Origin of the sequence: Marinicella pacifica (assembly GCF_014636635.1) — a bacterium.
Classification (GTDB): Bacteria; Pseudomonadota; Gammaproteobacteria; order Xanthomonadales; family Marinicellaceae; genus Marinicella; species Marinicella pacifica.
Genome location: NZ_BMEO01000005.1, coordinates 148645 through 175271, shown reverse-complemented (window position 1 = coordinate 175271; position 26627 = coordinate 148645). Strand labels below are relative to the sequence as shown.

The 26627-nt window shown below is 43.8% G+C and carries 18 protein-coding genes and 1 pseudogene; 10 read left to right on the top strand and 9 right to left on the bottom strand.

Annotated elements, in window-relative coordinates; translation table 11 throughout:
- The first annotated feature begins 93 nt into the window (after positions 1-93).
- On the top strand, positions 94-2403 hold the full coding sequence (locus tag IEV16_RS07785; protein ID WP_188365123.1) for a S8 family serine peptidase: 2310 nt from the start codon (positions 94-96) through the stop codon (positions 2401-2403).
- A 64-nt stretch (positions 2404-2467) separates the two neighbouring features.
- Here IEV16_RS07785 and IEV16_RS07780 read toward each other — a convergent pair whose 3' ends face one another.
- Positions 2468-4885, bottom strand: coding sequence for a S9 family peptidase (locus IEV16_RS07780; protein ID WP_188365122.1), 2418 nt, complete (start codon positions 4883-4885; stop codon positions 2468-2470).
- Positions 4886-5293: 408 nt separating this feature from the next.
- On the opposite strand from IEV16_RS07780, the gene IEV16_RS07775 reads away from it, so the two are divergent.
- The 9 genes from IEV16_RS07775 (at position 5294) to IEV16_RS07735 (ending at position 18397) form a co-directional block, all read left to right on the top strand.
- Positions 5294-5971, top strand: coding sequence for an alpha/beta fold hydrolase (locus IEV16_RS07775; protein ID WP_188365121.1), 678 nt, complete (start codon positions 5294-5296; stop codon positions 5969-5971).
- 302 nt (positions 5972-6273) lie between these two features.
- Positions 6274-7194 carry a glycine--tRNA ligase subunit alpha gene (gene glyQ, locus IEV16_RS07770; RefSeq protein ID WP_188365120.1) on the top strand — a complete coding sequence of 307 codons (921 nt, stop codon included), beginning with the start codon at positions 6274-6276 and terminating at the stop codon, positions 7192-7194.
- A gap of 2 nt (positions 7195-7196) precedes the next feature.
- Positions 7197-9281 (top strand): glycine--tRNA ligase subunit beta, encoded by a 2085-nt coding sequence (glyS, locus tag IEV16_RS07765; protein WP_188365119.1) that lies wholly within the window; start codon positions 7197-7199, stop codon positions 9279-9281.
- A 262-nt stretch (positions 9282-9543) separates the two neighbouring features.
- Positions 9544-11604 carry a tetratricopeptide repeat protein gene (locus IEV16_RS07760; RefSeq protein WP_188365118.1) on the top strand — a complete coding sequence of 687 codons (2061 nt, stop codon included), beginning with the start codon at positions 9544-9546 and terminating at the stop codon, positions 11602-11604.
- 212 nt (positions 11605-11816) lie between these two features.
- Entirely contained in the window at positions 11817-12524 is a 708-nt protein-coding gene (locus tag IEV16_RS07755; RefSeq protein WP_188365117.1) for a DUF6090 family protein, read from the top strand.
- 94 nt (positions 12525-12618) lie between these two features.
- On the top strand, positions 12619-13164 hold the full coding sequence (locus IEV16_RS07750; RefSeq protein ID WP_188365116.1) for an ECF-type sigma factor: 546 nt from the start codon (positions 12619-12621) through the stop codon (positions 13162-13164).
- Between the two features lies 1 nt (position 13165).
- Positions 13166-15700: a serine/threonine protein kinase gene (locus IEV16_RS07745; RefSeq protein WP_188365115.1), complete on the top strand. Its 2535-nt coding sequence runs from the start codon at positions 13166-13168 to the stop codon at positions 15698-15700.
- A gap of 139 nt (positions 15701-15839) precedes the next feature.
- Positions 15840-16376: a hypothetical protein gene (locus IEV16_RS07740; RefSeq protein ID WP_188365114.1), complete on the top strand. Its 537-nt coding sequence runs from the start codon at positions 15840-15842 to the stop codon at positions 16374-16376.
- Between the two features lie 350 nt (positions 16377-16726).
- Complete coding sequence (locus IEV16_RS07735; protein ID WP_188365113.1) at positions 16727-18397, top strand: hypothetical protein; 1671 nt, start codon at positions 16727-16729, stop codon at positions 18395-18397.
- A 923-nt stretch (positions 18398-19320) separates the two neighbouring features.
- Here IEV16_RS07735 and IEV16_RS07730 read toward each other — a convergent pair.
- The 8 genes and pseudogenes from IEV16_RS07730 to rsmD all read right to left on the bottom strand — a co-directional run bounded on the left by IEV16_RS07730 (position 19321) and on the right by rsmD (position 26544).
- Complete coding sequence (locus tag IEV16_RS07730; RefSeq protein ID WP_188365112.1) at positions 19321-20043, bottom strand: hypothetical protein; 723 nt, start codon at positions 20041-20043, stop codon at positions 19321-19323.
- Positions 20044-20360: 317 nt separating this feature from the next.
- Positions 20361-21197 (bottom strand): annotated as a pseudogene (locus tag IEV16_RS13415) (GGDEF domain-containing protein).
- Between the two features lie 386 nt (positions 21198-21583).
- Complete coding sequence (locus IEV16_RS07715) at positions 21584-23131, bottom strand: alkaline phosphatase family protein (RefSeq protein ID WP_188365109.1); 1548 nt, start codon at positions 23129-23131, stop codon at positions 21584-21586.
- Positions 23122-23517, bottom strand: coding sequence for an MAPEG family protein (locus IEV16_RS07710; RefSeq protein ID WP_188365108.1), 396 nt, complete (start codon positions 23515-23517; stop codon positions 23122-23124). Before IEV16_RS07710 ends, IEV16_RS07715 begins: the two co-directional genes overlap by 10 nt.
- Before the next feature lie 58 nt (positions 23518-23575).
- Positions 23576-25249 carry a gamma-glutamyltransferase gene (gene ggt, locus IEV16_RS07705; RefSeq protein ID WP_188365107.1) on the bottom strand — a complete coding sequence of 558 codons (1674 nt, stop codon included), beginning with the start codon at positions 25247-25249 and terminating at the stop codon, positions 23576-23578.
- A complete protein-coding gene (locus IEV16_RS07700) occupies positions 25246-25497 on the bottom strand; it encodes a YfhL family 4Fe-4S dicluster ferredoxin (RefSeq protein WP_188365106.1) in 252 nt (83 codons plus the stop codon). Before IEV16_RS07700 ends, ggt begins: the two co-directional genes overlap by 4 nt.
- A 2-nt stretch (positions 25498-25499) precedes the next feature.
- On the bottom strand, positions 25500-25988 hold the full coding sequence (gene coaD / locus IEV16_RS07695) for a pantetheine-phosphate adenylyltransferase (RefSeq protein WP_188365105.1): 489 nt from the start codon (positions 25986-25988) through the stop codon (positions 25500-25502).
- Positions 25981-26544, bottom strand: coding sequence for a 16S rRNA (guanine(966)-N(2))-methyltransferase RsmD (rsmD, locus tag IEV16_RS07690; RefSeq protein ID WP_188365104.1), 564 nt, complete (start codon positions 26542-26544; stop codon positions 25981-25983). Before rsmD ends, coaD begins: the two co-directional genes overlap by 8 nt.
- Positions 26545-26627: the final 83 nt, after the last annotated feature.

Here is a 26627-nt window from a genome sequence, read left to right as displayed (position 1 = left end):
TGATTGAGTCAACGCACTGTAGGGTTAAAATCAGAGGCATTTTATTAAAGCGTTACTTGTGCGACCGCTTAAAACTTAAAAGAGGAGGTTTAGATGCGAACTCGGTATTTTATCAGTGTGTTCTTGGGATTATTATTTTCAACCTTATGGGCCGAGCAATCAGAGCATTGGTTGAGAATTGATAACCCAAGTCTTCAACTGCGACAGCAATTGGCGGGTGCGGCCATTGATTACCCCAATTTTTTATGGCTTGAACAAAGCCAGTTGCCTTCTTACGTGGTGCTTAACAACAGCGCTGTGCAATTTATTTCAAGCCCTTATGAATTTAACATTGACCACCACGGCATTGATTTAAACCAATCCAATTGGCCTGACAATGAATGGTTTCATGACCATTCAGAATCACGTGGTCAAGATCAGCGGCAACTTTATATCGTTCAGTTTGACGGGCCGGTTAAAAATGAATGGCTCGACACATTAAAAAATCAACAGATTAAACCGCTTAAACCGATGGCGCCTTTTTCCTGGATTGTTTGGGCCGAACCGCGACAGCAAAATACACTCAGACAAACAGACGGTATCCGGGCCAGTCACTATATGGTGGGGGCTTTGCGCGTGGCTCAACAGCATCGCAGTCTGAATAATGACCCCGCTCCCAGTATGGCACTGGTGGTCAAAGAAGCACTGTCGCAGAGCCGGCATGAATTAATTCAACTCGGCGCCTTGATACATTCTACCGTTCACATTGATACAAACCTGTCTGCCATTAACTTTTCTCTGCCGGGTGTTCAGTATCTGACAGCGGCTCAAATTCCGGGTATATTGACCATCCAAAAAGTGGCCACCGACGGCGGACCACGGGGTGAAATGAGTCAGCAATCCATTGTCGGTGCTTATAATGGTGCTTTAACGGTGGTGCCGGGATATCAAAGCTGGTTAGCCGCAGCCGGTGTTGATGGCAATGGCGTGACTGTTGGTGTGGTGGATGGCGGTATTCATAACAACCATCCGGATTTAGTGGGTCAATTTGTGGCTTGTTCGGGTCCCGGTCCGAGTTGTGGTAACACCACGGATTCTCACGGCACCCATGTGGCCGGAGCGATTGGCGGAACCGGTGTGAATAACACCTTAGATGCAGGTGGTTTTAACCGGGGTTTGGGTGTGGCGCCGGGTGTTAACATTGTTGAACAATTGTATTCGCCTTTATTGGGGAGCGGACCGGGCGGTATGGTCGCAGGTGGTATGTTGTCGATATACAAGGATTCTCAAATCAGTGGCGCGTTATTAACCAACAATTCCTGGGGGCCCACCGGTTCGCCACAAGGCTATGATATCCCCACCATGGAAATTGATATGATTGCCCGCGATGCCAACCCCGATATTCCGGGGAATCAGCCGGTGATGCCGGTGTGGTCGATTATGAATGGTAATGGAGACTGGAACAGCAGTGCTTGCGCGCCGTCTTCTCTGGGGTCACCCGATGAAGCCAAAAATTTATTTGCCGTGGGTTCAACCAAACTTCAGACAGGCAGCGGCAGTCAACTCAATGCCCTGTTTGATGTGTCCTCTAATTCTGCGCATGGTCCGGCCTGTGACGGTCGGTTGGTACCCCATATTGTGGCACCGGGATGCAGTACCGATGCACCGGACAGCAGTTCAGGTTACGGCATGAAATGCGGTACGTCCATGGCCTCACCGGTGATTTCCGGATCGGTGTCTTTGTATTGGGAGCAATTTAAGAACAGCCAAGGCGTCAATCCAAGCTCAGCATTAATCAAAGCGGTGTTTACCGTTAAAGCCGATGATTTGAACGGTTATGATGATGCCGACGGCCAGGTGATGGGTCATGCACCGGACCGGAAACAAGGCTGGGGTCGGGTGAATTTGGATAGAATTATCAATCCCACAAACAGCCTTTGGTTCTCCGATCAACAAACCGTGTTCAGCAACAGTGGTGAACAATATATGGTGCTTCTGACACCGGATAATTCTGGTGAGCCGGTTAAAGTGATGCTGGTCTGGACCGATGCGCCTGGGGCCGGTCTGGGTGGCATCACGCCTGCCTGGGTGAATGACCTTGATTTATCGGTCAGCAGTGATACCGGTACTTATCTCGGCAACCAATTTGCCGGTGACGGCTATTCAGCCACCGGTGGCAGCCCGGATAACAAAAACAATATGGAAGCGGTGTTTTTAAAAACGACCCAGCACAACGGCAACCCGTTCACTGTTCAGGTGTTGGCGGCGAATATTATGGGCGATGCACTCAACCCGCATAACCCAAGCACCAACCAACAGGATTTTGCATTGGTTTGTGATAATTGCACAGCCATATTGCTCCCGGATTTAATCTTTAAAAACGGCTTTGAATCCGACATTATTTTTAAGGACGGCTTTGAATAACTATTATGTAAATCATTAAGTATGCGTTCCCACTTTCTGCTGGGAACGCATACAACTCAATTTCTTACTCAGAACCCTTATTCTTCACATACTTCTCCAGCCACCGATCCTGCTCCCACAATACATGCAGGATGGATTCTTTGGCGCGGTAGCCATGGCTTTCTTTGGGCAGCATGACTAATCGTGCGGTGGCGCCGAGGCCTTTTAAGGCATTAAAATAGCGTTCTGACTGCATTGGGTAGGTGCCGGAATTATTGTCCGCCGCGCCATGAATCAGTAACAGAGGTTCGTTCATTTTATCGGCATGCATAAACGGCGACATGTTGTAATAAATCTCCGGCGCTTCCCAGTAATTACGTTCTTCCGCCTGAAAACCAAAAGGTGTGAGCGTTCGGTTATAAGCGCCACTTCTGGCAATACCGGCGGCAAAAGTATCGGAATGGCTGAGTAAATTGGCGGTCATAAACGCACCGTAGGAATGGCCGGCCACCGCCACCCGCTCAGGATCAATGTAACCCATATCAGCCACCGCTTTCACGGCAGCATCGCCATTGGCCACCAATTGTTGAATAAATGTGTCATTGGGTTCTTCATCACCTTCACCGACAATCGGAAAAGCCGCATCATCCAACACGGCATATCCGCGGGTCACCCAGTAAATCATTGAGCCGTAAGAGGCATAGGTGAATTCATTGGGATTCTGGCGGTTCTGTGAGGCGTTGGCCTGGTCTTTAAATTCCGTAGGATACGCCCATAAAATCATGGGCAGTTTTGGTTTTTGATTAAAATCATAATCCGCCGGCAAATACAGTGTTGCCGATAAATCAATGCCATCTTGGCGTTTGTATTTGATCACTTCTTTGTGGATTCGGCTGAGTGATTGGAAAGGATTTTCAAAGTGGGTGATTTGGCTTAGTTTATCTTGACTTAAATCACGGATAAAATAATTGGGAAATTCACTCGATGCCTCCATTCGTACCAGGAGTTTGTTGCCATCATCACTGATGACATCGACCAGGGTTTCCAGTTTGTCGGTAAAAGCCGATTGGTAAATGCGCTTTGATTTAAACGTGTTTAAATCAAGCGTGTCATAAAAAGGAAACTGACCATCCTTGCTAAACCCATCGCCCAATAAAAATACTTTGTTATCATGAATACGCAACACCTCTTGACCAAAATCATTTTTGATAAGCATAAAACGGCCCGGATCGGCATAGACATCCTGGTAACTGCGGCTGTTGATCAGTATCGGGTCTTGGGTTAAGTCACTGGGATTAAACAGTGATGTGTTAATTTGCCGGCTATTCCACCAATAATCGAAAAACACGGCATGATCTTCATCTCCCCAGGTCAACTGATAAAATCGCAGTGGTGTCTTGATGAGAGACTCTGCGGATTTTTTAAACGGCGCCGGCTGTTGAAAGACCTCATCGCGAAAATCAACTTGGTTTTCGGGATCGCCGCCATCCAAAGCCTTGACCCAGATGAGTGTCGCCGCTTGATCACTGCGCCATTGCAGGTTGCGTTTGCCTGTGCGCACCGCCATAAAACCCTTGGGTAAGTCTTCCACCAAAGGCACCTGATTAACGGTTTTGACCAGTTTGCCGGATTTTTTCATGATATCTGTTTGGCTCGGAAAGCGGTTATAAGGTACCAAATAAGAAAAAGGTCGTTGCAGCCGAGTGACCATCACATATTCACCATCCGGTGACACCTCCAGATCCCGGTACATGGCGGTGCCAGCCCAGTGTTTTAATTGACCTGCGAGATTAATGCGCTTGATGTCAGAGCGCGCCAGTTGTTCAAAATTAAATTCATCTTGTGGATTGTTTAACAAATCCTGATAGGTGCGGTTCTGAGCTTTGGCGCCGTCACTGGTGCTGACAGTTGGTCCGGAGGGCACTGTCTGACCGGTATCAATCAGTTCTTTACGGTTTTTAGGCAAGGTTTTGATCAGCAGTGATTCACTGTCTTTTAGCCAGGTGTAGGGTTGACCCAAATTGGCATTTAATTTAACCAAGGTCAGGGCTTTGGCTTGTAAGGTGTCGAGGTTGGCCACCCATAAATTAACCCCGCCATCATCGGTATGGGTAAAGGCCACCTGACGTTCATCCGGTGACCAGCTGATATAGGCCAGTTTTGGGTTTGCGGGTAAACCTGTTAAACTCCGGATTTTGCCTGATTGAATATCCTGAATTTTGAGGTTATTGTAATAACGGATGCGACTGGAAATATGGGTGTCGGGATTAATCCGCAAACCCGCCAATCGCAGCTCAGCTGCGGATAAATCTTCGATGGACTGATAAGCATCCCTGTACAAAAGTAAAAGCGTTGTCGCATCAGAATCAATGCGCACCGAAGGTGCCCGTTTAATATCTACCAGCTCAAGAATTTCCTGTGGCGGTTTCTGGTATTTAAGCGCCTCTTGTACATATGCCGGACAACCAAAACCAAGTAATAAAATCAACAATAGATAGCGCACCTAACTCTCCAAAATAAATAGAACATCAGATTCTATCAAACAGCCCGTCAAAAAAGTGGGGTCGAAAGTCACGGTTTGACCGCAGCTGTCAATGCAGGGTTGCTGAACAGACCGAATCAAGCAGCCGCTCAATATCATAATAAGGTTTTGTCGCAGCGCAAAAGTAAGTGCCTGAAGCGAAGCCGAGTCCATGGGTGGAGGCATTAGAATCGGGATTGAATCAGAGATTGAAGCGTGACACCGGGTTATTAAAAACCCTGAATGTAAGCCTAAGTACCATCAAGAAGTGTTTAGTTAGAAGTCATTGCATGGAACTGATGCGCAAACCATGATTTAAACATTTGTTGAACATATTTTGACAAATGTATAAATAAAGCGTACCCTAAAAGAAAAAAAGAGGAATTTCCTATGAAAATCATCCAAATTTTGTTGTTGATAATGGTGACAGTGACCGCTTCTGCGGCTTGTCGCGATGCTGTTGTGTTGGTTCACGGAAATGGTGGTAGCTCATCAGATTGGAACAATACATACGCTGAGTTACTTAATCGAGGTTATTCGGGTTCAGAAATTTATCGACCCAATTGGGGCAGTGCTTGCGTGGCCTGTAACAACCATTCAGGGACTGAGGAAGTGCCTGTCAGAAATGCGATATTGGATGCGTATGCCAGCTCGTGTAGCGGACACGTCGATGTGATTGGCCATTCGATGGGTGTTAGTTTGGCGATAAAGCAAATCATCGCGCTCGGTCTTGAAAATGATGTGAATGATTTTGTCGGGATTGCCGGGGCTGTTCGAGGTTTAAAAAGTTGTGGCTACTACCCTTACAATGTTTGGACCTCAACTTGTGGATACTGGGGATTGTCTGTTGGAAGTCCTTTTTTGAACAGTATTTACAATAAAAGCTTCGCCCATCAGGTGTATTCCATCAAATCCTGGAATGACCAAATAGTCTGTTACGGCGGATGCACCGTGGGTGGAATACATTCTTCATCCATTTGGAGTGAGACGGCCAGTTACAACTACTATCTGGGGCATTTTGGACTGCAAACAGATACCGCTATAAAACAAGTGGATCTTATACAATGAGACCTCTGCATAAGTCGTGAATTAAGTAAAAATATCTGAAATCCTGAATTTCTGCGTCAGAGTAATTCATCTGGAATGAATTTTCACATAAGCCGCGAAGGTGTGAAGCGCATGGAAGCGCTGAATAAAAACTGAGCAATGCCTTACGGACTTGTCTTATATTGTCCTTAGACTGTTGCATACTGGGTGTCCGGGTCAAGCCCGAATAGGTCGAGGGTTAGGGTGATTGTGGGGGTTAAAACAAATGAAGTCTTTGGTGTATTCAATTATAATATGCCGTTCTTTTATGCTCAGGTTCTCTAATGGACAAACAAGTACTGACATTTCAGGATTTAATACTTCGTTTACAGCAGTTTTGGGCTGAAAATGGTTGTGTGGTGGTGCAACCTTTGGATTTAGAAGTGGGCGCGGGTACCTTTCATCCGGCGACCTTTTTACGGGCCATTGGTCCTGAGCCGTGGAACAGTGCCTATGTGCAGCCGAGCCGGCGGCCGACGGACGGGCGTTATGGTGATAACCCAAATCGTCTGCAGCATTATTACCAGTTCCAGGTGGTATTGAAACCATCGCCTGATAATTTTCAGGAATTATATTTAGACTCTTTAAAAGCCATTGGCATCGATACCCTGGTGCATGATATCCGGTTTATTGAAGATAACTGGGAATCACCGACTTTAGGCGCATGGGGTCTGGGCTGGGAAGTGTGGCTCAATGGCATGGAAGTCACGCAGTTTACTTATTTCCAACAGGTCGGCGGTTTATCGTGCAAACCGGTGATGGGAGAAATCACCTATGGTCTGGAACGTCTGGCGATGTACCTGCAGAACAAACAATCGATATACGATCTGATTTGGGCACAAACGCCCAATGGTACAGTGACTTACGGGGATGTTTTTCACCAGAATGAAGTGGAACAATCGTCCTATAATTTTGAGCATGCGGATGTGCCGGCCTTATTTCAGGCCTTTGATCAGGCTGAAAAAATGTGCCTGGCATTAATTGATGAGCAATTACCCTTGCCGGCTTATGAGCAAGCGCTGAAAGCGTCGCATACCTTTAATTTACTGGATGCGCGCAAAGCCATCAGCGTGACTGAGCGGCAGCAGTTTATTTTAAGGGTTCGTAATATGTCAAAGTCGGTGGCAACGATGTACTACCAATCTCGTGAAGCTTTGGATTTTCCAGGCTGTAAAGACATTCATCAACCACACAAGGAGGCATAATCATGGCAGATATTTTATTTGAATTGGGTTGTGAGGAATTGCCGCCAAAAGCTTTGTATGGGTTGTCAAAGGCTCTATTTGAAGGTGTTTGTGACCAGTTAAACGAACAGGGCTTTGCTTTTGCTGAGGATTCCAGGTGGTTTGCATCACCACGGCGATTGGCCTTTTTGCTGCGTGATGTCAGTGAGCAACTGGCTGATAAAACGGTCGAGAAACGTGGTCCCTCAGTGGCGGTGGCTTATGATGATGCCGGCGAACCCAAACCGGCGGCCATCGGATTTGCCAAATCCGTGGGTGCTGAAGTTAAGGATTTAGATACGGTTAAAACCGACAAAGGCGAGTATTTAGTTTATCAGGTGGTGGAAAAAGGCTTGAATATAAACGATGTGTTGCCGGGTATGATTGAACAATCCATTAAGCAATTACCCATTCCCAAACCCATGCGCTGGGGTAATCATGATTATTCTTTTATCCGGCCGGTGCACTGGCTGCTGTTATTGAAAGACAAAGACATTATTCCCATGTCATTATTCGGCCATGAAAGCGGCCGCAAAACCCGTGGTCATCGTTTTCATCATAATGACTGGCTGAGCATTGACAATGCTTTGGATTACAAAGCCCTCTTACAAAAAGCCGATGTGATGGTGGATCATTTAGAGCGTGAACAACTGATTCAGCAACAGGCCGAGGCAGTCGCTCAGAAAGTCAGCGGACAGGCTCTTATCAACGCGGATTTATTGCAGGAAGTGGCGAGCATTGTTGAAAAACCGGTGGCTGTTTTAGGTGATTTTGATGCATCTTTTTTAAAAGTGCCGCGCGAAGCCCTGATATCCTCAATGGAATCCCATCAAAAATATTTCCCGATTGAAAATATAGAAGGTGAATTGATGCCGCATTTTGTGGCCTTTGCCAACATTGATTCGAAGCAGCCTGAACTGGTGAAAAAAGGTTTTGAAAAAGTCATCACTCCGCGACTGGCAGATGCGGAATTTTTCTGGAACAAAGATAAAGCCCGACCGCTTGCGGATAATTTACCTTTATTGGCCAAAATGACTTTTGAAAAATCATTGGGTTCTTATACAGATAAAACACAGCGGATAAAACACATCATGGACTGGCTGGCACCGAAAATGGGCTTCCGCATGACACAAGGTGAGCGCGCTGCTGAACTGATGAAGTGTGATTTGATGTCGGATATGGTCGGTGAATTTCCGGAATTACAGGGCCTGATGGGTGGCTATTATGCCACCGATCAGGGAGAGGATAAAGACGTTGCCATGGCCATTCGCGATCAGTATTTGCCGCGCTTTAGCGGTGATCATTTACCTGAAAATGCGCTGGGACAGGCACTGGCACTGGCCGATAAAATGGATACTCTTGTGGGGATTTTCGCGGTGGGTAAAAAACCCTCCGGCTCAAAAGATCCGTTTGCTTTAAGACGGGCAGCGTTGGGAATTATCAGTATCTTGCGTGATAAAGATCTGGCGGTCAGTTATGATGATTTGATGAATCAGAGTATTATTGCTTATCAAAAATATTCAAAAATTTCATTGGATGAAGCCAAATCAAGCGCACGAATATTTTTTAAAAATCGATTGCGTCACTACTATACTAATAACGGTGTTTCAATCGATGTTTTTAATGCAGCCAGCACACTTGATGCTTCAGTGCTTTCTGATTTAGACGAGCGCATAAAAGCCACCGAAGATTTTAAACAGCAGGATTATGCAAAATCTCTGATTGAAGCCAATAAGCGGGCCACCAATATTGTGGCAAAAGCCCAAACCAAAGAAAATCTGTATGAGCAAACTGTTAATCCTGAGTTGTTTGAGTCTGCGCTGGAGTCTCAGCTTTTTAATCAGATAGATTCCATGAACTCAGAATTTAAACAGTTGGTGGCGGATAAAAAATATGGCGAAGCTTATCGGTTATTGGCCACATTGGCAGAACCTTTAGACGCCTATTTTGAGGGTGTGATGGTCAATGTAGATGATGCAACCATTCGTCTGAATCGCCTGACCCAACTGGCCCAGGTAAGTCGTTTAACGGGCTCAATTGCAGATTTATCGCAGTTGGTGAAAAATTAACTGACATCAACTGATAATTGTTACTGGTTTCTGAATTAATTGCATTTTCAGATTCATTGTAAATGGCGAGTTTTAATGCTGTCTGTAAAGATTGAAAAGTTAGCAGCAATACACATAAAATGAATGTATGAGTTTATTGGCAGAATTAAAACGTCGTAATGTATTTCGAGTCACTGCGGCCTATGTGGTAATTGGCTGGCTGTTGTTACAAGTTGGTGACGTGGTCTTTGAGGCTTTGGAGTTGGAAGCCAGTGCCAATCGATTGTTGCTGGCATTGGTTTTACTTGGTCTGATTCCAACCATCCTTTTTGCATGGGCATTTGAACTCACGCCTGAAGGCATAAAACGTGATAAAGATGTTGAGGTCAACGAAAGACAAGATCGTGAGAAAGCAAAAAAACTAGACTATGTGACCATGGTGGTTTTGGTGATTGTTGGCATCATGAGTTTGTGGCAACACTGGAGTGATGAGCCAACTGCAGATGAATCATCAAGTCTGTCCACAATCAATGACAATGGAAACAAACAGGCAACACCGATTGAAAACCCTGTAACTGATAAATCACTGGCAGTTCTGCCTTTTACCAACATAGCCAATTCCAAGGACAACTTACCGTTTACAGTTGGTATCCACGATGATTTAATTACGCAGCTTTCCAGAATATCCGCGTTAAAAGTGATTTCTCGAACCTCGGTTTTGCCTTACAAAGACTCAGGTCGTTCTGTGAGGGATATTGCAGCAGAATTAAATGTTTCACATGTGCTTGAAGGTGGTGTACAAAGGTCAGGCAACCAGGTGAGGTTAAATGTTAAGTTGATTGAAGCCAATTCAGAAAATCAATTGTGGGCACAAGCCTTTGATCGTGAGTTGACCGCGCAAAATATTTTTCAAATCCAAACAGAAATTGCTGAGCAAATTGCGGAAACAATGCGGGCAAAGTTAACAGACCAGGAAATTAAATCACTTAATAAGAGCCAAACTGAAAACCTAGATGCCTATAACGCCTATTTAGCAGGTAGACAACGCATGTTAACCCGCAGCAGTACGGCTTTGGAAGAGTCCCTGGCTTTATTTGAAAAAGCCAGTGAACTCGATCCTAATTATGCACTGGCTTATGTGGGTCAAGCAGATGTCTTGAGTTTACTTAATGATTACAGCAACTTGAGCAGTCAGGAAATGTTCCTTCGAGGTGAGCCTTTGATTCAAAAAGCATTGTCACTGGATTCCATGCTGGCTGAAGCGCATACCAGTAAGGCCAACTATTTGCATGAAAAAATGCAGCTAAAAGAAGCCAAAGAACAATTTGAATATGCGATTGAGTTAAACCCGAATTATGCAACAGCTTACCATTGGTATGGTAATTTGGCAGACCGCCTTGGTGAAAAAAAGAAGTCATTGGAATTGTATCGTAAAGCAGCGGAACTGGACCCTCTGTCGCCAGTGATTCAATCCAACATTGGTTATAAACTGATTGAAAATAATCAATTGGATGATGCCAGTCAGCAGTTTGACCGCATCATAGAATTGTTTCCCGATTATTCAGGCGGACCCAATGGAAAAGCAACCATATTTGCAGCTCGTGGAGATTTTGTTGAAGCGTTAAAGTGGCAAATGCGTTCAGTTGAGATGGACCCAGGAAATTTTTCCAGACAAACAGAGCTAATCAGCATACTGTTGAACTTAGATATGCCTGATGAAGCACAGAATATTGCAGATCAAATTGCTTTAAAAGCACCAGAATTAGAGGGCTTGTTGTATGCGCAAATTGAAATAGATTTATACCAATCAGCGTATCAAAAAGCTGTAGAACATATTGAAGCTCATTTGAATTCGAAAGTGGATGATTTTAAATTTCGTGATGAATGGGCGTTTTATCAAATGTTAGCTGGTAATTTTGATATGGCGATAGAAGGGTTGCTTGATTTATATCCAGCAGATACGCAAGAAGGCTACGAAATTAATGCTGAAAATTTTGACAGTACCATTCAATTGATTTGGATGTGGCAGCAACAAGGAAATGCTCAATCTGCTGATTCCTTACTACAACAACTGAAAACATATTTTGATGAATACCCTGCACAAATGAATATGTATAAACAAGCCATGATTCATGCGGTGGAAGGTGATGCTGTTGCTGCAGCTGTTTTATTTGAACAACAGTTTAAATCCGGTGACATCAGAGGTTTTTGGCAAGGCCGTCATTTTCCCATGTTAGATGAGGTGATGAAACTACCCAGAACACTGCAGTTTTTAGAAGTTTACAATAAGCGCATAGCACAACAAAAGGCAGAAGCATCCCAGTGGTTAGAATCTAAAAGCTAAATCCACCTGATTGACATTTTTGCTGTTTTAATTATTTTGAGATAAGGAGTCTGGCTGGTCAAATATAAAAAAGTACTTAGACGCTTTCCGATTGAAACCAATGTCAACATCACTTATTATTAACTGATAAGAATAGGGGGAGTTCAATGCGATTGCGAAGCGTAACAAAACACATCAAAAACCAGAACTGGTTTGCGGTTTTTATAGATTTTTTGATTGTTGTTATTGGAGTTTTTATCGGCATTCAGGTATCCAATTGGAACGAACAACTGGCTGGTGAAAAACAAGCCAGTGTTTTGTTGAAACGATTACAAGCTGACTTAAAATATGACCAAGAAGTATTGAACGCTGAATTGGCTTATCAAACTGTAGTCAGGAAATACGCGATGAGGGCAGTTGATGCCTTAAATGATGAAAATGCAGTCAGTGATGAGCAGTTTGTTATTGGGGCTTATCAAGCCAGTCAGGTAAATGGTATTTGGAGTAATCGCGCCACTTACAATGAAATGCAGAGTACCGGGCAGGTCAACTTAATAAAAAGTGATTCGCTTAAGAGCAAGATTTTTGCTTATTATTCAGAGGATTTTGCGACCAATAAATTTATCACACAAGTGGCACCTTATCGTGAATACATCAGGGGCTTGATGCCCATAGCCATTCAGGATGCGATAAAGCAGGCTTGTGGTGATGTTGTTATTGAGGTGGCAAACATTTTTGGTGCAAAACTGCCTGAAACCTGCCAATTGGACTTGGCTCAAGAGTTAATCAGTGAAACAGCCGCCATGCTTCGTTCTGAACCTGATATGTTGAATAAATTGCAATACCAAATAGCAGTGTATGACACCCAAGTGACCAACGTCAAAAACTTTCTGGGTGAAAGTCTCAAGCTGGAGCATGCCATTCTGGTATCCCAGCCATAGGTAATTATTTGTGACAATTGGCCCAAATTAATGAATGTTGTCATCAATTTTAATCAATGTGGTAAAATTTATTAACTGATTTCCTAGAGAGATTGTGGCCGAAGAATCATTAACCAAAATCATCAACAACAAACAGTTGTTAGAAGTACCGCCTGAACTGTATCAAGAGCTACAGACGTTAGCGCGGCATGCCCTGCGATCGGGGCGTAAAAATGCGACCTTGGACACCAATGCCGTGGTTCATGAGGCGGTCCTTAAAATTTATCAAAAACAATCCTTACATTTTCAATCAAGAGGCCATTTTTATGCGTTGATGTCACAAATCATGCGCAACACTGTGATCGATTATGCGCGCAAGAAAAATGCGGAAAAACATGGTGGAGGATTGCAGCAAGTGGGTATAACGCAAGTTGAGGACAGTGACAATTCTGAGCATATGGGGTTGAGTCAATTATTGGCCATGGACAAAGCAATGGAGAAATTAGCGCAAATGGATCCAGAGCTGGAAAAACTGGTGGTGATGCGGTTTTATGGTGGATTGAGCTATATCGAATTAGCCAATAGTTTTGAAGTTTCAGAAAGTACCATCAAAAGGTCTTTGAGAACAGCACGCGCTTTCTTGAAAACGCAAATATCTTGACATGTCTGGTACAGATTTTCATTTAATCAATGAGTGGTTTGAAAAGTTGATGGATCTGAGTGTCGAGGCTCAGCAACATGAACTTGAGAATATCAAGCAGTCATCTGCCTTGACGATTGAGCAATTTGAACTGTTGGCCAATATGTTGCAGGCTGACAACACCAATGATTTACCGGAGAATATACAAAATATGACTGTAGACTGGCACCGACAGGATGCCAGTTTGCAAATGGAATCCATGCCAAAATTGGGTAACTATCGTTTAATCAAGCCTTTGGGTACTGGTGGTATGGGGCATGTTTATTTGGCAGAGCGTGCAGATGGCAGTTATCAAAAACAAGTGGCCATCAAAATTTCTCAGTTCCAAGTCAAAGCATCCATGATCAAGCGCTTTGAAAACGAACGGCAGATTTTGGCGAAGCTTAATCACCCCCATATTGCCCAATTGTTAGATGGTGGTGCAGCCCAAGATGGTCGACCCTATCTGGTGATGGAATATGTACCTGGTAAGGACATCGCAACGTATTGTATTGAGAAAAAACTGGGGCTTCGAGCTCGTCTTGGCTTGGTTTTACAAATTTGTGAAGCGGTTTCATATGCTCACCAGCAGTTGATTTTACATCGTGACTTGAAGCCAAATAACATTCTAGTTAATGAGCAAAACCAGGTCAAATTATTGGATTTTGGGATTGGCAAATTACTGGATGAAGAGCAAAGTCATGCGCAGACCGCCACACAAATCATGACCCGCAGTTACGCCAGTCCGGAGCAAATCAAAGGAGAGCACGTGTCAACAGCAAGTGACTTGTTCAGTCTGGCTGTGGTGACCTATGAACTGTTAACAGGATACCATCCTTACCCCTGTCAAAGTGGTTTGGAAAGAGATCAAAACGTTGTGTCAGGAAAGATTCGCAAATTCACCAACGATTCAGATAATACCAATGCAATCTATCCGAAACTGTCAACCATTGCCAATGAGCGACTACGGGGAGACGTCGAAACCATCTTACACAAAGCATTGGCACCGTCACCCAAGGAACGGTATGTCAGTGTTGAGACTTTTGCGGAAGACATCAAGAATTATTTGCACAACAGAACCATCATGGCGCGCAAACCGACCCCCTGGTACACCTTCAGGAAAATGGTGCAAAGGCACAGGGCGGTTTTCTCTGTGGCGGCGGTGGCATTCGTGATGTTGTTTTTAACCACGGTTTATGCTTTGAATTTAGCGAATGAAGCAGAAACACAACGGCAACTGGCCATCAAAGAATCGGCTGAGTCCAAACAGGTCACTCAGTTATTGACCAATGTATTTCTCAAGGCCAACCCTGAGGGCCGTAAAGTGGAAGTCACAGCCAAAGACTTACTGTTGCAAGGTTTTGATGAAGTTAAAAACGGCTTGAAAGACATGCCAGAACAACGTTTTGAATTAATGAACACTTTGTTACACAGTATGTTTTCATTGGGCTATTTTGATACCATTTTGGCCACATTTGAGCAGGCCTACCCTAACTGCGTGGATGAATTAGGCGCTGAACATGAGTCTTGTCAGTCGATGTTAATCAGAACTTCAACAACAGCCACCCGTTTACAGAATGATGAAGAGGCTGTGGAATTGTTGGCCTTGGCGTTAAAGAATTTGTCAGAACAAGGCAGCGAACTTCATTTGCGCATCGTGCAAAGCCAGTTCAATTCGTTAATGAACCTCAAACGTTCATCGGAAGCCAGAAATGCAGCTGAATCTGCTTTGGCGCTGATGGACCAATTGAATAAACCCATGCATCATAAAGTAGATATTTACAGTGATTTGGCGGTTTATTTTACCCACCAATCTGATTTTGAAACTGCGCAAGTATATTTTGACAAGTGTGCTTCGTATTTGGCTTCTGAAGGAAAGGATAACCACAGCTTTCGCTCAATCTATCACGCTAATTACGGCTTCTTTTTCACCAAGCAGCAGCGTTATGATGAGGCTGTGCGGCAGCGTCAATTGGCTCTAGAAGTATCGCTGTCTGAAAGTGCCATGCCGACTTTAGGATTGGCTTTTGATTTAGAGGCTTTGGGACAAACACAGTACCTTGCGGGTGACTTGGCAGCTGCTATCGATTCAGTCCAGCAAGCCATTGAGACTTATCATCAGTTAGACAGTGAAACTGACCAAGCTTTATACAACCTACATTTATTTCTTGTTGAGTGGTATTTTCTTAACAACCAAACCGGGTTGGCTCAACAGGTCATGAATAACATTAATAGCAAGCATGCCTCAGATAATCGTTGTCGTTTTGAGTTAGGACAGGCATTGACTCGTCTATTTCACCAAAATGGAGATGAAGCAGTTTCAAATTTTTTAAGTTGTATAAAAAACATCAATTACCGACCTTATCCTCAAATTTATCAACACCTGTTACCTATGTTGCAGGACATCGAACAAGAGAAAAATCGTAAGTGGTTGCAACAATTTTGGCAACAAGAACCGAAGACGGCGTTGACTTTGAAACATTATTTTGAAAAAACAAATAATTTTTTGACCCAATAGAATTTTCTCCTCGGTGGTGTAAGCAACAAAACACAATCTCAGGAAAAACATGAAATACATTTTAACATTGGCATTAGCCATAATAGCTTTACAAGCCCAAGCAACAGATAATCAAATTCAATAATCGCCTTTTCTGACAATGGGTGATGGTAATGCTTGTGATTTTAGCAGTATGCAGGCAGCTATTGACAGCACACTAAGTAATACCATTCGCATGGCTTCTGATAAAGCCTATTTAGAAAATATCACCATTGCGGCCAACCATGTTTCGAGTTCTGTGGTGAGGAATAATGCAGGTCATTTCTCAATGAGTGCCTCAATTGTTCAGGATGACGTCGATGTCTCAAGTGAAATTAATTCAACATCACATTCTTTTGAGTGTGTGATTGCACATGAAACGGATTCATTTTCAGCAGGCGGTACAGTGACGGTTAATAACCCACAATTCATCAACCCCACAGTTAATGATTTTCACTTGAAGCCAACATCTCCTGCAATCGATTATTGTTATGATGCAGAACCATTAACAGTTGAGTTGGGTTATGACATTGACTTTGAAAACCGTAATTTTGATGATCCGAACGTAACAGATTTACATGGTCAGTATGACATTGGTGCCGATGAATACCGTTGGGATAATGATTTGATTTTTATGCATGGGTTTGAGCAGGAATAAGGTATGTTCTTGGGGCTTACGCTCAGAGTTCACTTACTTCCTTGTAAGTGTCTTGCCTACGACAAACCGCCATTACTTCATTAGCTGCCTAACCGGCTCGGCAGGTCGAGTTGCTACGCAACTCCAAGGTGACAAAATTGAACACATTGCCAACAGCAGTTGGTGTAAAGACCGGAAGGCCGGAATTTTCCGGCCTTTTTGTTGGGTTTATTAAACTTCTGATTTATTTTCTCATTTGGTGACCCTTTTTGTTTTCATATTTCGGTGGTTGATTTGAATACAACTTAACAAAGGGTTCTAATATGAAAAAAATAATATTTATAATTTTGGTTGTTCTGAGTCAACCGTCTTTGGCTGGAGCGCCATATTTAACAGTGGGTGCCGATAATGCCTGTGATTTTGACACCATTCAGGCCGCAATCAACAGTGTCATAAGCAATCATATCCGCATTGCCAGTAACAAAAGTTATTTTGAAAATCTGGAAATCATCAATGGCAATGAAAAGTTGGTTGGTGGTTATGCCGATTGTACACAGGCTGCACAGAACATCACCGACCTTTCACAAGCGAATGTTACTGGAAATGGTACCGATCCGGTGATTTATATCAATGCCTTGCTTTCTAACAATTATGATGTTGAAGTGAAAAACTTGGTGATAGCCAACGGTGGCCATGGTATCTATATCAGGTCACAAAACAGTGCTGATTTATCGGTGTTGGTCAAGGGGGTTCGCATGTTCAATAACAACAACCAAGGATTGTCAGTTTTAGATAACAATGGAGGCCAGGCGAATGTGGTGATGGATAAAGTTCAAGTGGACTTTAATGACAACAGTGGGGTTTCATGTGATGGTGAGAACACGTCGGTTAAAATTGCTGGCACATCAGTGATCAGTAATAACAGCGCCGAAAATGGTGGTGGTTTAAGTGTCTTTAATGGTTGTGATGTGTCGGTGTATTCGCCCACCGAGATCAAAGACAATGAAGCCGACACTTCTGGTGGTGGTGTTAATGTATTCAAAGGTTCACTGAATGTGATTGGCTTGCATTCAACCTGTGAAAATGGCGTGTGCTTTGGGGTTGATGATGCGCCTGTCATCATCAGTGGTAATGTGGCTAATGCTGATGGAGACAACAGTGGTAATGGTGGAGGTATCATGGTCAGCGGTGTTGATGCCGATGTCTCCATAATCAATGCTCAAATCAATGACAACCAGGCACGTCATGGTGGCGGTTTTTATGCACAATCAGGCGCTTCAATAAATTTAATTGGATATGAAACTCCGGTGCAAGAGTGTTGGCAACCTGGCGCTTGTATGCAATTATTTGATAACCGTGCAATCTTTGGTGGTGGCTTTGCCGCTGAAAGTGATGATACTGAAGTATTGATTTATGCCAGTGAAGTGATGGGTAATCGCGCTGACAAAGGTATTGTCGGCCGTATCATTGGAAATGCCAGCGCCGAGATTGCCTCTACAATCATCCATCACAATGGCATGGACCCAGACAACACTTACAACAATGATGCCCTGTTTCACATATATGGTCAGCAGACCTTCGCACCTTCTTTGGCTTTGCGGGCAGTGAGTATTGCTGATAACAGCATCGCTGGACATGTTTTTGATAATTTTCATGGTGATTTAACGGTGACCAGCAGCATTGTTTTTGATCAACAGGATGTTTATTTGGAGTCAGGTAATACCGCCAGCGCCAGCTATCAGTGTGTGATTGCCCATGAGTCAGACAGTTTCAATGCTGGAGGAAGTGTGTCAGTGGTTGATCGCAGCATGACGCCTGTCTTTGTTAACCCAAATGCGGGTAATTACCACCTGTTGGTTGATTCTCCTGCGATTGATTATTGTTATGAAATTATGGATGATCCAGGTTCGGATTTGGACTATGACAGTCGTGGTGCAGATAATCCTGATGTCATCAACCTACATGGCACTTATGATATCGGTGCTGATGAATTTGATATCAACGACGACATCATTTTCAAAAATGGTTTGGAACAAGACTGATTGAGTCTGAGGTAGGAATGCCGGCAACATGCGGCATTCCTATCAGCAAATAGAATTTAAAGCCTGCAAATGAACTTTCTTGATTTCTTCAGGTAAGAAGCTGGCTTAAATGAGTTTTCGACCAAAGTAAAGATATCGTCGTCACACAACTCTACGGCTTCACTCAATGGCGCAAAATTAACATTGATATAAGCGCCAAAATAGGCAGGACCATCTGAGTTGATGGTCGCCATCAAACCTTATTTCAGCATGGTTATAATAGGTTGATTTTACAGGTCTTAGACTATCCTGATTTATAAGTTTAGAAATGATGAATCAAGCCATGAAAAAAATTTCAGAACGGGAATTTGAATAAAAAGCAGGTATTGATGCGTTTTTTTGAGATCTTGGATATCAAAGAATTGGCGCTAAGTTTGGATAATCTGATAATACTGTGACAATAAACTCAAGTGCTGCACAATTTTTAGTTAAAATTCAAAATGGTTGAATTGTCTGAGTTGATTGAAGCCATTAAAAGGTCTTTTATAGCGTCATAAAAGCCGAAGTTTTGGATTTGCGAAAGTCAGTTGTTTGACTAATTCACTTGCTAATTTATCAAAGTTGGTCAAGCGATATCGACAACACTAAGTGACTGACAATAAGGTTAAAACTCGTGGCGATTATAATGAGAAGTTAAGCTTAAATAATGTTTAATTTCTTCTGTTTGTTTTTATAGTCAAACCACGCCTTCATTTTGGACTTAGGTTCAAAAAGAATAAGAAATATACATTCGTGTTGACACAAGAAATTAATTTAAGCTAAAGACAAATTTATGCGGTTAATTGCAGTTATACTTTGGTGATTTGTCATGTCATTTTATTCGTTTATTCAGTGCAAAAAAAAGGGCATCAAATGATACCCTTAAATATATTGTCTGGACAGTTTTATGCGTATCTTCTGATCGCAAAGAAACCTAAACCTAAGACAGACAACAACAGTGCGAAAAGCGCGAAATTGTTGTTAGCAGGTACCGGTAAAGCTGGTTGAGCTGGAGCACCTAACAGGTTACAACCCGGGCCAGGTGTACCCACCAAATCAGTGCCTGCAATAGTCAACGTACCGCTGGTGAAGTTAGCGTCAATGGAACCATCAACGTCATCCCATGATTCAAAAAATTGAATCTGGAATAAACCATCACCATTGGCTACGATGTCAGGCAGTGAATTGTCAGTAAAGTCGATAACGCCTCCAGAACCGTAAGTGCCGGTACCGGCAAAGTCATCGCCAATACCAACAGTCAAAGATATCCAATTGGGATCAGCACTTCCATCTGAATTAGAAAACAACATAACGGCTTCACTCAGCCAGCTTAACCCAACTGACTCAACAGTGACATTATCAAAACCGACACCAGTGATGACAGAACCACTGATACAATTTTCTATCACATTATCAACATCATCTAATCCATCCCATGATGCAACACCGCCATTTTCCACCAAGTTCAACACCACAGTTGAGTTGGGCGTACTGGCTGGTTGGTTTGGGTTGTAAACACCTTCACTATATAGTACTTGATTCCCATACGGCTGGTCTCCCTTGGCTGCAACAGCAACACTTGATGCAAAAGTCAGTGTCACAAGCACCAAAAATAATCGTTTTTTCATTAAAAAATCTCCAAAGTTAAAAGGGTTTCACAATTTTTTATTATTTTTTATACTGCGAACCTTTGTAATCTTAATGTGAAGCAGCTCAAAAATCAACATGTCAAACACCATTATTTAATGTTATTTTAACAAAATAATGAATGTTTGCTTATATTGGTTTTTCAAGTTTTGTGTTTTCATGCCTAAACATAGGTTTGCAATTATTTTGCCGACGCCGAAATCATTACAATGAAATGGTGTGGAGGCGGTTAGGCGAGGCAAATGAAGTCGCAAGAATCCCCTTGTTTATTGAGAATATATAAGGTATTGGTGAAAGGTTAATTGAAGGTGGAGCCGATAATTTGATTCCGGCCTTGTTTTTTGGCCTGATAAAGACAGTTGTCGGCCCGATTGGTGAGTTGTTTATAGGCCTGACTGGGTGAGGTGTTGTTAACATCGAAAGTCACATAACCAAAGCTTAAAGTCAAAACATCAGCGACAGAACTGTCGGGGTGCTGAATTTGTTCATTATCGAGTTTATTTTGGATTCCACGGATAAAAGCTCGTGTTTTGTCAAAGTCAAAATTAAACAATACGATAATAAATTCTTCGCCACCGAAGCGAGCCAAAAAACCTTCCTTTTCAGGAATTTACTTTGCCAACAATTCAGCCACTTTAATCAAGGTGTCATCGCCTTTAAGGTGACCATAGGCATCGTTATAGTTTTTAAAAAAGTCAATGTCGCATAATAACAAGCTGACATAATCAAGCACACGAACTTTTTGTTTGAATAATCCCTCAAAGCGGCTGTTGAAAAAACGCCGGTTGCCAATGCCGGTTAGACCGTCGGTTTCACTTTGTTTGAGTAAACTCTTATTATGGTTTTTTAAATGTTCATTTTTTCGGTAGGCCTGAAAAGCGGTTTTTTGCATAAAATACACCGCAAAAATACCAAAGGCATTGGTGGATATTTGGAAAAATAAGCTGGTGACCATAAATTCAGCGGCCAATCCAGAAAAGAAATAGGCATAAAAAAAGTAGGCCAGGGTAATACCGCAGCCGCCTAAAATCGCCGGTTTGAGCAATAATTTATTCATGGTATAGCCATAAAATATAACCAACAAAAGGCCCTGGGCATAGATGGGTTTATAAGTATCGGGCACATAGACAGCCATAAGTATAACCCCCAGACCGGCCACAAAGACCAATAAGCCAATAAAAATCTGCCAATGGTGTTTTAGCTTTTCGTGGAAAGTCAGTGAGAGTAAAAATACCAACACCAGTGTAACGGCAAATCTGATTTTAAGCAGTTGCCAGGTGGTTTCATTGGTGAGGTAAAAATCAAGAAAACTAAAAAAGAAATAATAACATGCGGCGAATATGGCCATGCTTCTTGCATAGCCTAATTGTTCTTCAATGAACTGTTGTTTAAAGGCCGCATGTTGCGGTTTTTTAAAAAACCATTCCATGATCTCGGTTCATGTGAGGATTATTATAATTTAGCACATGAACCGCTTGATGGGTATTTTTTTAGTTCGCTGTCGGCAGGCTTGATTGTGGATTAAGGTTTAATTTGTTCGAAAAGCGCTGTTTTCATAATGTGATAAATCAGATGCTGCTCCAGTACACCGCGCACTAAATGACTGCCGGCACCGGTGGCATAAATCACCACATCTTCACCTGAATGGGTTTCAGATTTTAAGGGAATGGTGGCCGCTTGTTTGTAGTTATCAGTGGTGGTGTCCACATGGGTTAAATCCGGGCGTTGATCGCCATTGATGTAACCCGGGCCGTTGGCATAGCTTAAGGTGGTCATGGGTTTGCCCTGGGTATCCAGCTGAAGCTGGTCTGATGGATTACCGTATTCATCAGGCACAATGATTTTGCCCAAAATCGGGTTACCGCGTTGGGCATAACCACTTAAGGTCATGGTGTGGGCGTGATCGGCGGTGACAATAATCAGGGTTTCGTTTAAATCCACCATAGACAGGGCTTTTTCCACCGCATTGGAAAACTCAACGGTTTCGGTGATGGCCAGTTTGGCATAGCCCGCATGATGTCCGTGATCAATGCGTCCGCCTTCAACCATCAGGAAATAAGGTTTGTTTTTTTGGGCCAAAAACCCAATCGCAGTTTCCGTCATTTCAGTTAAAGAAGGTTCACCGGCTTCGTCTTTGGAGCGATTTATTTCGTATTGCATATGTGACGGCTCAAATAAACCCAATAGGTGGTCGGTGTTTTTTAAATCCAAAGCCAGTAATTGTTTGTGGTTCCAGACATAGGCGGATTGGGTGTATTTTTCGAGCCATTCGCGGGTTAAATCACGGCCATCGGTGCGCACACCCGGTTTGAGCATGGCGTATTCGGGATCGTTCATGGTGTTAGGCAAAAAGTTACGGCGACCGCCGGCCATGGCAATTTCAGGGCCATCACCGTGGGGGTAGTCAATCAGTTGTGCTGCGATGTCTTTGCAACCTTTATTGTCTTTGGGCAAGTCGCTGTCCGCTTCCCAGCGTCGGCTTTCGGCATGGGCGTAGGTGGCGGCCGGGGTGGCATGGGTTAGACGGGCGGTGGAAACCACACCGGTGTTCATGCCGGCGATTTCAGCCCGGGATAGTAGTGATAAAACATGATGCTTTTGATCGCCACAAACGCCAATATCGACACCCTCATCGACACTGATGGCACCGGCTTTGGTTTTAACCCCGGTGATCATGGCACTCATGGTGCCGGCAGAATCCGGTGTTTGTAAGTTGGTGTTGTAAGTTTTTGACAACGCGGTATATGGAAATTGCTCAAAACTCAGTAAATTTTCTTCGCCGGGTTGACCCATCTGCTGACCTTGATAAATCCGGGCGGCATTGACCGTGGCCAGAGACATGCCATCACCGACAAAGAAAATCACATTTTTGGCGTGCTGAGGAAATGTAGGAATGGCCAGTAAAGCTTTAATTTTATCTTCCCCGGCCTGATACCACTGGTTGTTGGTTTCTGACACCACGGTTGCAGTCTTTGCAGCCGGTTTAATGTCGCCGCTGGCACAGGCAGTTAAGGTCAACAAGACACCACAAACAGTGGTGAGTCGGGATAAGGGTGTTTTTAGAGCCATGTAGAAATAACTTTTAATAAATTTACAATAATCAATGTGAGTAAAATCAGCCAGGTGAATAAAGTGCCATAAAAGCGGCCAAAACTGGCGCCTTTTTTTGCCACCAGACCCAGTGGGTAGATAATACGTGCAATGACTAAAACAATACCGGTAATATGCTGAATCAAAGGCAAGCCGTTATTGATTTCATAGACCGCCATTAAAATTAAAATCAGTGGTATGTACTCAATGGTGTTCTGCTGCGCACGAATATGGCGAATGCCGTCATCATGGCCGCCATCACCCAAATCAACCTGTTTTTTGCGACGGAAGTTAACTACATTGTAGCTCAGCCATAAAATAATCAGGGCCAGAAGTGATGCGTATAAAGCTGTGATGATTAGCATGGCTGATGTCCTATTATTAAATTATGAAGATAATTATCGTTTATACATGTCTGTTTGTCTATTGAGCTGTTGATTTAACCACCGCAGAACCGGTTTCTGTACGCGGATCACTGGCGGCTTTGACAACGCCGGTTTTTTTATCCCAATGCACCGCATGCATATTACCCCACTGCCGGTCATAGACTTTAACGTTGTGGCCCATGTCGTTAAGTGCGTCAATGGTGGCCTGATCGAAGGTGTCTTTTTCTGCAAACAGCGTATCGGGTAAATATTGATGGTGGTAGCGGGGTTTGCTGACCCAGGATGCCACATCATGACCATCGAAATAATCCAGAATCCCGAGCATGACCATGGTGATAATCCGAGAGCCACCGGGTGTGCCCAATACGGCGACACCGTCTTCACCGACCACAAAAGTCGGGGTCATGCTCGATAAGGGTCGTTTACCCGGCTCGATTTGATTGGCTTCGCCACCGGTTAAGCCATAGGCATTGGGTATGCCGGGTTTGGCAGAAAAGTCATCCATTTCGTTGTTTAATAACACACCGGTACCGTCGGCGATAAACCCTGAACCCAGCCCTGTATTCACCGTTAAGGTGGCCGCCACTAAATTACCTTCGGTATCAATCACAGAAAAATGGGTGGTGTTTTCACCTTTAGGGAAATCACCGACGCCCGGTAAATAATCAGAGGGCAAAGCCTTTTCGGGGTTAATGGCCGCGCGTAAACCGGCGGCGTAATAAGGATGTGTTAAACGCTGAGTTGGGATTTCAACAAAATCAGGGTCACCTAAATAAAGACTGCGATCGCGATAAGCGCGGCGCATGGCTTCGGCGACCAGATGAATTCGCTTAGTTTTATCCATGGTGGTTAAATCCCAGGGCGCTAAAATATTCAGCATAGTGGCTAAAGCAATACCACCGGAGGAAGGTGGCGGTGTGGTAATCAGTTGTTGGCCTTTATAGGTGGTGGTGATAACCTCCCGTTCTTTAACCGTGTAATTTTTTAAATCTTCTAACGTCCAGATACCACCGTTCGCCTGATTTGCTTTAACCAGTTTTGCGGCTGTTTCGCCAGTATAAAACCCCTCAGCGCCTTGCTCTGCCACCCGTTTTAAGGTTTCTGCCAGATCTTTTTGAATTAATGTGTCGCCCACTTGTAAGGGTTTGCCTTCGGGCAGATAAATGGCACGTGAAGCCGGGTAGCGCGCCAGTACTTTTTGTTTGTTGTTAATGTGTCTGACTAATCGCGGATAAACTTCAAAACCGTCTTCTGCGGCACGAATGGCCGGTTGTAAAGTCTGATTTAAGGGCAGCTTGCCATAATGTTCTGCAAGGTGGGCAAAACCGGCGATTTCACCCGGAATACCGGCGGCCAGGGGGCCATTGAGCATCAGATCGCGGTTGACTTTACCGTTGTCATCAAGGTACATATCTTTATGGGCAGCAGCCGGTGCAGTTTCCCGGGCGTCAATCATGATATTTTTGCCATCCTGGGCGCGATGCAATAACCAAAAACCGCCACCGCCAATACCTGAAGACTGTTGTTCAACCACGGCTAAAGTGGCACTGATGGCAACCGCGGCATCAAAGGCATTACCGCCTTGAGCAAGCATCTCATGACCGGCGGCGGTAGCCAAAGGGTGGGCGCTGGCAATGCCGGCTTTTTGCGGCTTTATGGCGAAGCTGAGGGTGCTGCTTAACAGCAACAGTAGTACGATGGTTTTTTTCATAATGATTCGGTCAATTGGTGGTATTTTTGCAGGAGTTGTTCTTCGGTTTCTTCGTGATTGGGGTCTTTGGGAATGCATTCAACCGGGCAGATTTCGGCACATTGCGGTTCATCAAAATGGCCGACACATTCGGTGCATTTATCGGGGTCTATTTCATAAATTTCCGGCCCCATATAAATCGCTTCATTGGGGCAAACCGGTTCGCAGACATCGCAATTAATGCATTCGTCAGTGATTTTAAGTGCCATGATTAAACCTTTTTAAACTTATCTTTAAGGGCTTGTTGAACAATCGGATGGGCAAATTCCGAAACGTCGCCGTCCAACATGGCAATTTCTTTGATTAAAGACGAAGAAATAAAACTAAATTGTTCAGCGGGTGTTAAAAACATGGTTTCAATATTGGGGATTAAATGACGATTCATGCTGGCCAGTTGAAATTCATATTCAAAATCAGACACCGCTCGCAGACCGCGCAAGATGACTTTAGCGTGCATTTTGGTGGCAAAATCGGCCAGCAAAACATCAAAGCCCACCACCCGGACATTATCAAATTCTTTTAAGATTTCTGCCGATAGCTCAATCCGTTCATCGAGCGTGAACAAAGGCCCTTTACGTTTCGAATCGGCAATGCCCACAATCAACTCATCAAACAAAGCCGAGCCGCGTTTAATTAAATCATGGTGGCCGTTGGTGATGGGGTCAAAGGTGCCGGGATAGACGGCGATTTTATCATTCATGGCGTTTCCAAAGCTGGTAGTTAACCTGGCCGCCGGATTTTTGTTTGAGACAACTGAAATATTGTTTGTCCGGCTCAGGCGGCTGTTGATTTTTGGCAAATTCCCGGTAAATCAGGGTGCCCGGATGTGTTGCCGCGGTAATTATACCATTGATGCGTTGGATTGCATCCGAAGCAAAAGGTGGATCGATAAAGATCAAATCAAAAGTTTCATCACAGTTTTGTACGAAATCCTCGGCCCGACTTTGGACAATAGATAATGAATGGAAATTCAGATCAGCGGCGTTGGTTTTTAGTGTTTTGATGGCGTTGCGACTGTTGTCAACAAAGGTCACATGCGCCGCCCCGCGTGACAAGGCTTCAAAACCCAAAATCCCGCTACCGGCAAATAAATCAAGTACCCGCATGCAAACAATATTCGGGCCCACCCAATTAAACAAGGTTTCACGTATTCGGTTGCCGGTGGGGCGCAAGTCAGGCTGGTTTTCTACCACAATCAAACGACTGCGGTGACTGCCGCCGATAATGCGAATTTGTCCGGGTTTATGATGACTCATGGTTTGCGTGTGTCAAAGCCTGATTACTATGTCTTGATTCTGGTAAACTTATCGCCATATTTTAACGGAATTAGCAGCATAAT

What these genes read in the sequence shown, in the direction of transcription:
- IEV16_RS07785 (WP_188365123.1), top strand. Translation starts at nt 94, where the DNA reads ATGCGAACTCGGTATTTTATCAGTGTGTTCTTGGGATTATTATTTTCA.
- IEV16_RS07775 (WP_188365121.1), top strand. Translation starts at nt 5,294, where the DNA reads ATGAAAATCATCCAAATTTTGTTGTTGATAATGGTGACAGTGACCGCT.
- glyQ (WP_188365120.1), top strand. Translation starts at nt 6,274, where the DNA reads ATGGACAAACAAGTACTGACATTTCAGGATTTAATACTTCGTTTACAG.
- glyS (WP_188365119.1), top strand. Translation starts at nt 7,197, where the DNA reads ATGGCAGATATTTTATTTGAATTGGGTTGTGAGGAATTGCCGCCAAAA.
- IEV16_RS07745 (WP_188365115.1), top strand. Translation starts at nt 13,166, where the DNA reads ATGTCTGGTACAGATTTTCATTTAATCAATGAGTGGTTTGAAAAGTTG.
- IEV16_RS07740 (WP_188365114.1), top strand. Translation starts at nt 15,840, where the DNA reads ATGGGTGATGGTAATGCTTGTGATTTTAGCAGTATGCAGGCAGCTATT.
- IEV16_RS07730 (WP_188365112.1), bottom strand. Translation starts at nt 20,043, where the DNA reads ATGAAAAAACGATTATTTTTGGTGCTTGTGACACTGACTTTTGCATCA.
- IEV16_RS07715 (WP_188365109.1), bottom strand. Translation starts at nt 23,131, where the DNA reads ATGGCTCTAAAAACACCCTTATCCCGACTCACCACTGTTTGTGGTGTC.
- IEV16_RS07710 (WP_188365108.1), bottom strand. Translation starts at nt 23,517, where the DNA reads ATGCTAATCATCACAGCTTTATACGCATCACTTCTGGCCCTGATTATT.
- ggt (WP_188365107.1), bottom strand. Translation starts at nt 25,249, where the DNA reads ATGAAAAAAACCATCGTACTACTGTTGCTGTTAAGCAGCACCCTCAGC.
- IEV16_RS07700 (WP_188365106.1), bottom strand. Translation starts at nt 25,497, where the DNA reads ATGGCACTTAAAATCACTGACGAATGCATTAATTGCGATGTCTGCGAA.
- coaD (WP_188365105.1), bottom strand. Translation starts at nt 25,988, where the DNA reads ATGAATGATAAAATCGCCGTCTATCCCGGCACCTTTGACCCCATCACC.
- rsmD (WP_188365104.1), bottom strand. Translation starts at nt 26,544, where the DNA reads ATGAGTCATCATAAACCCGGACAAATTCGCATTATCGGCGGCAGTCAC.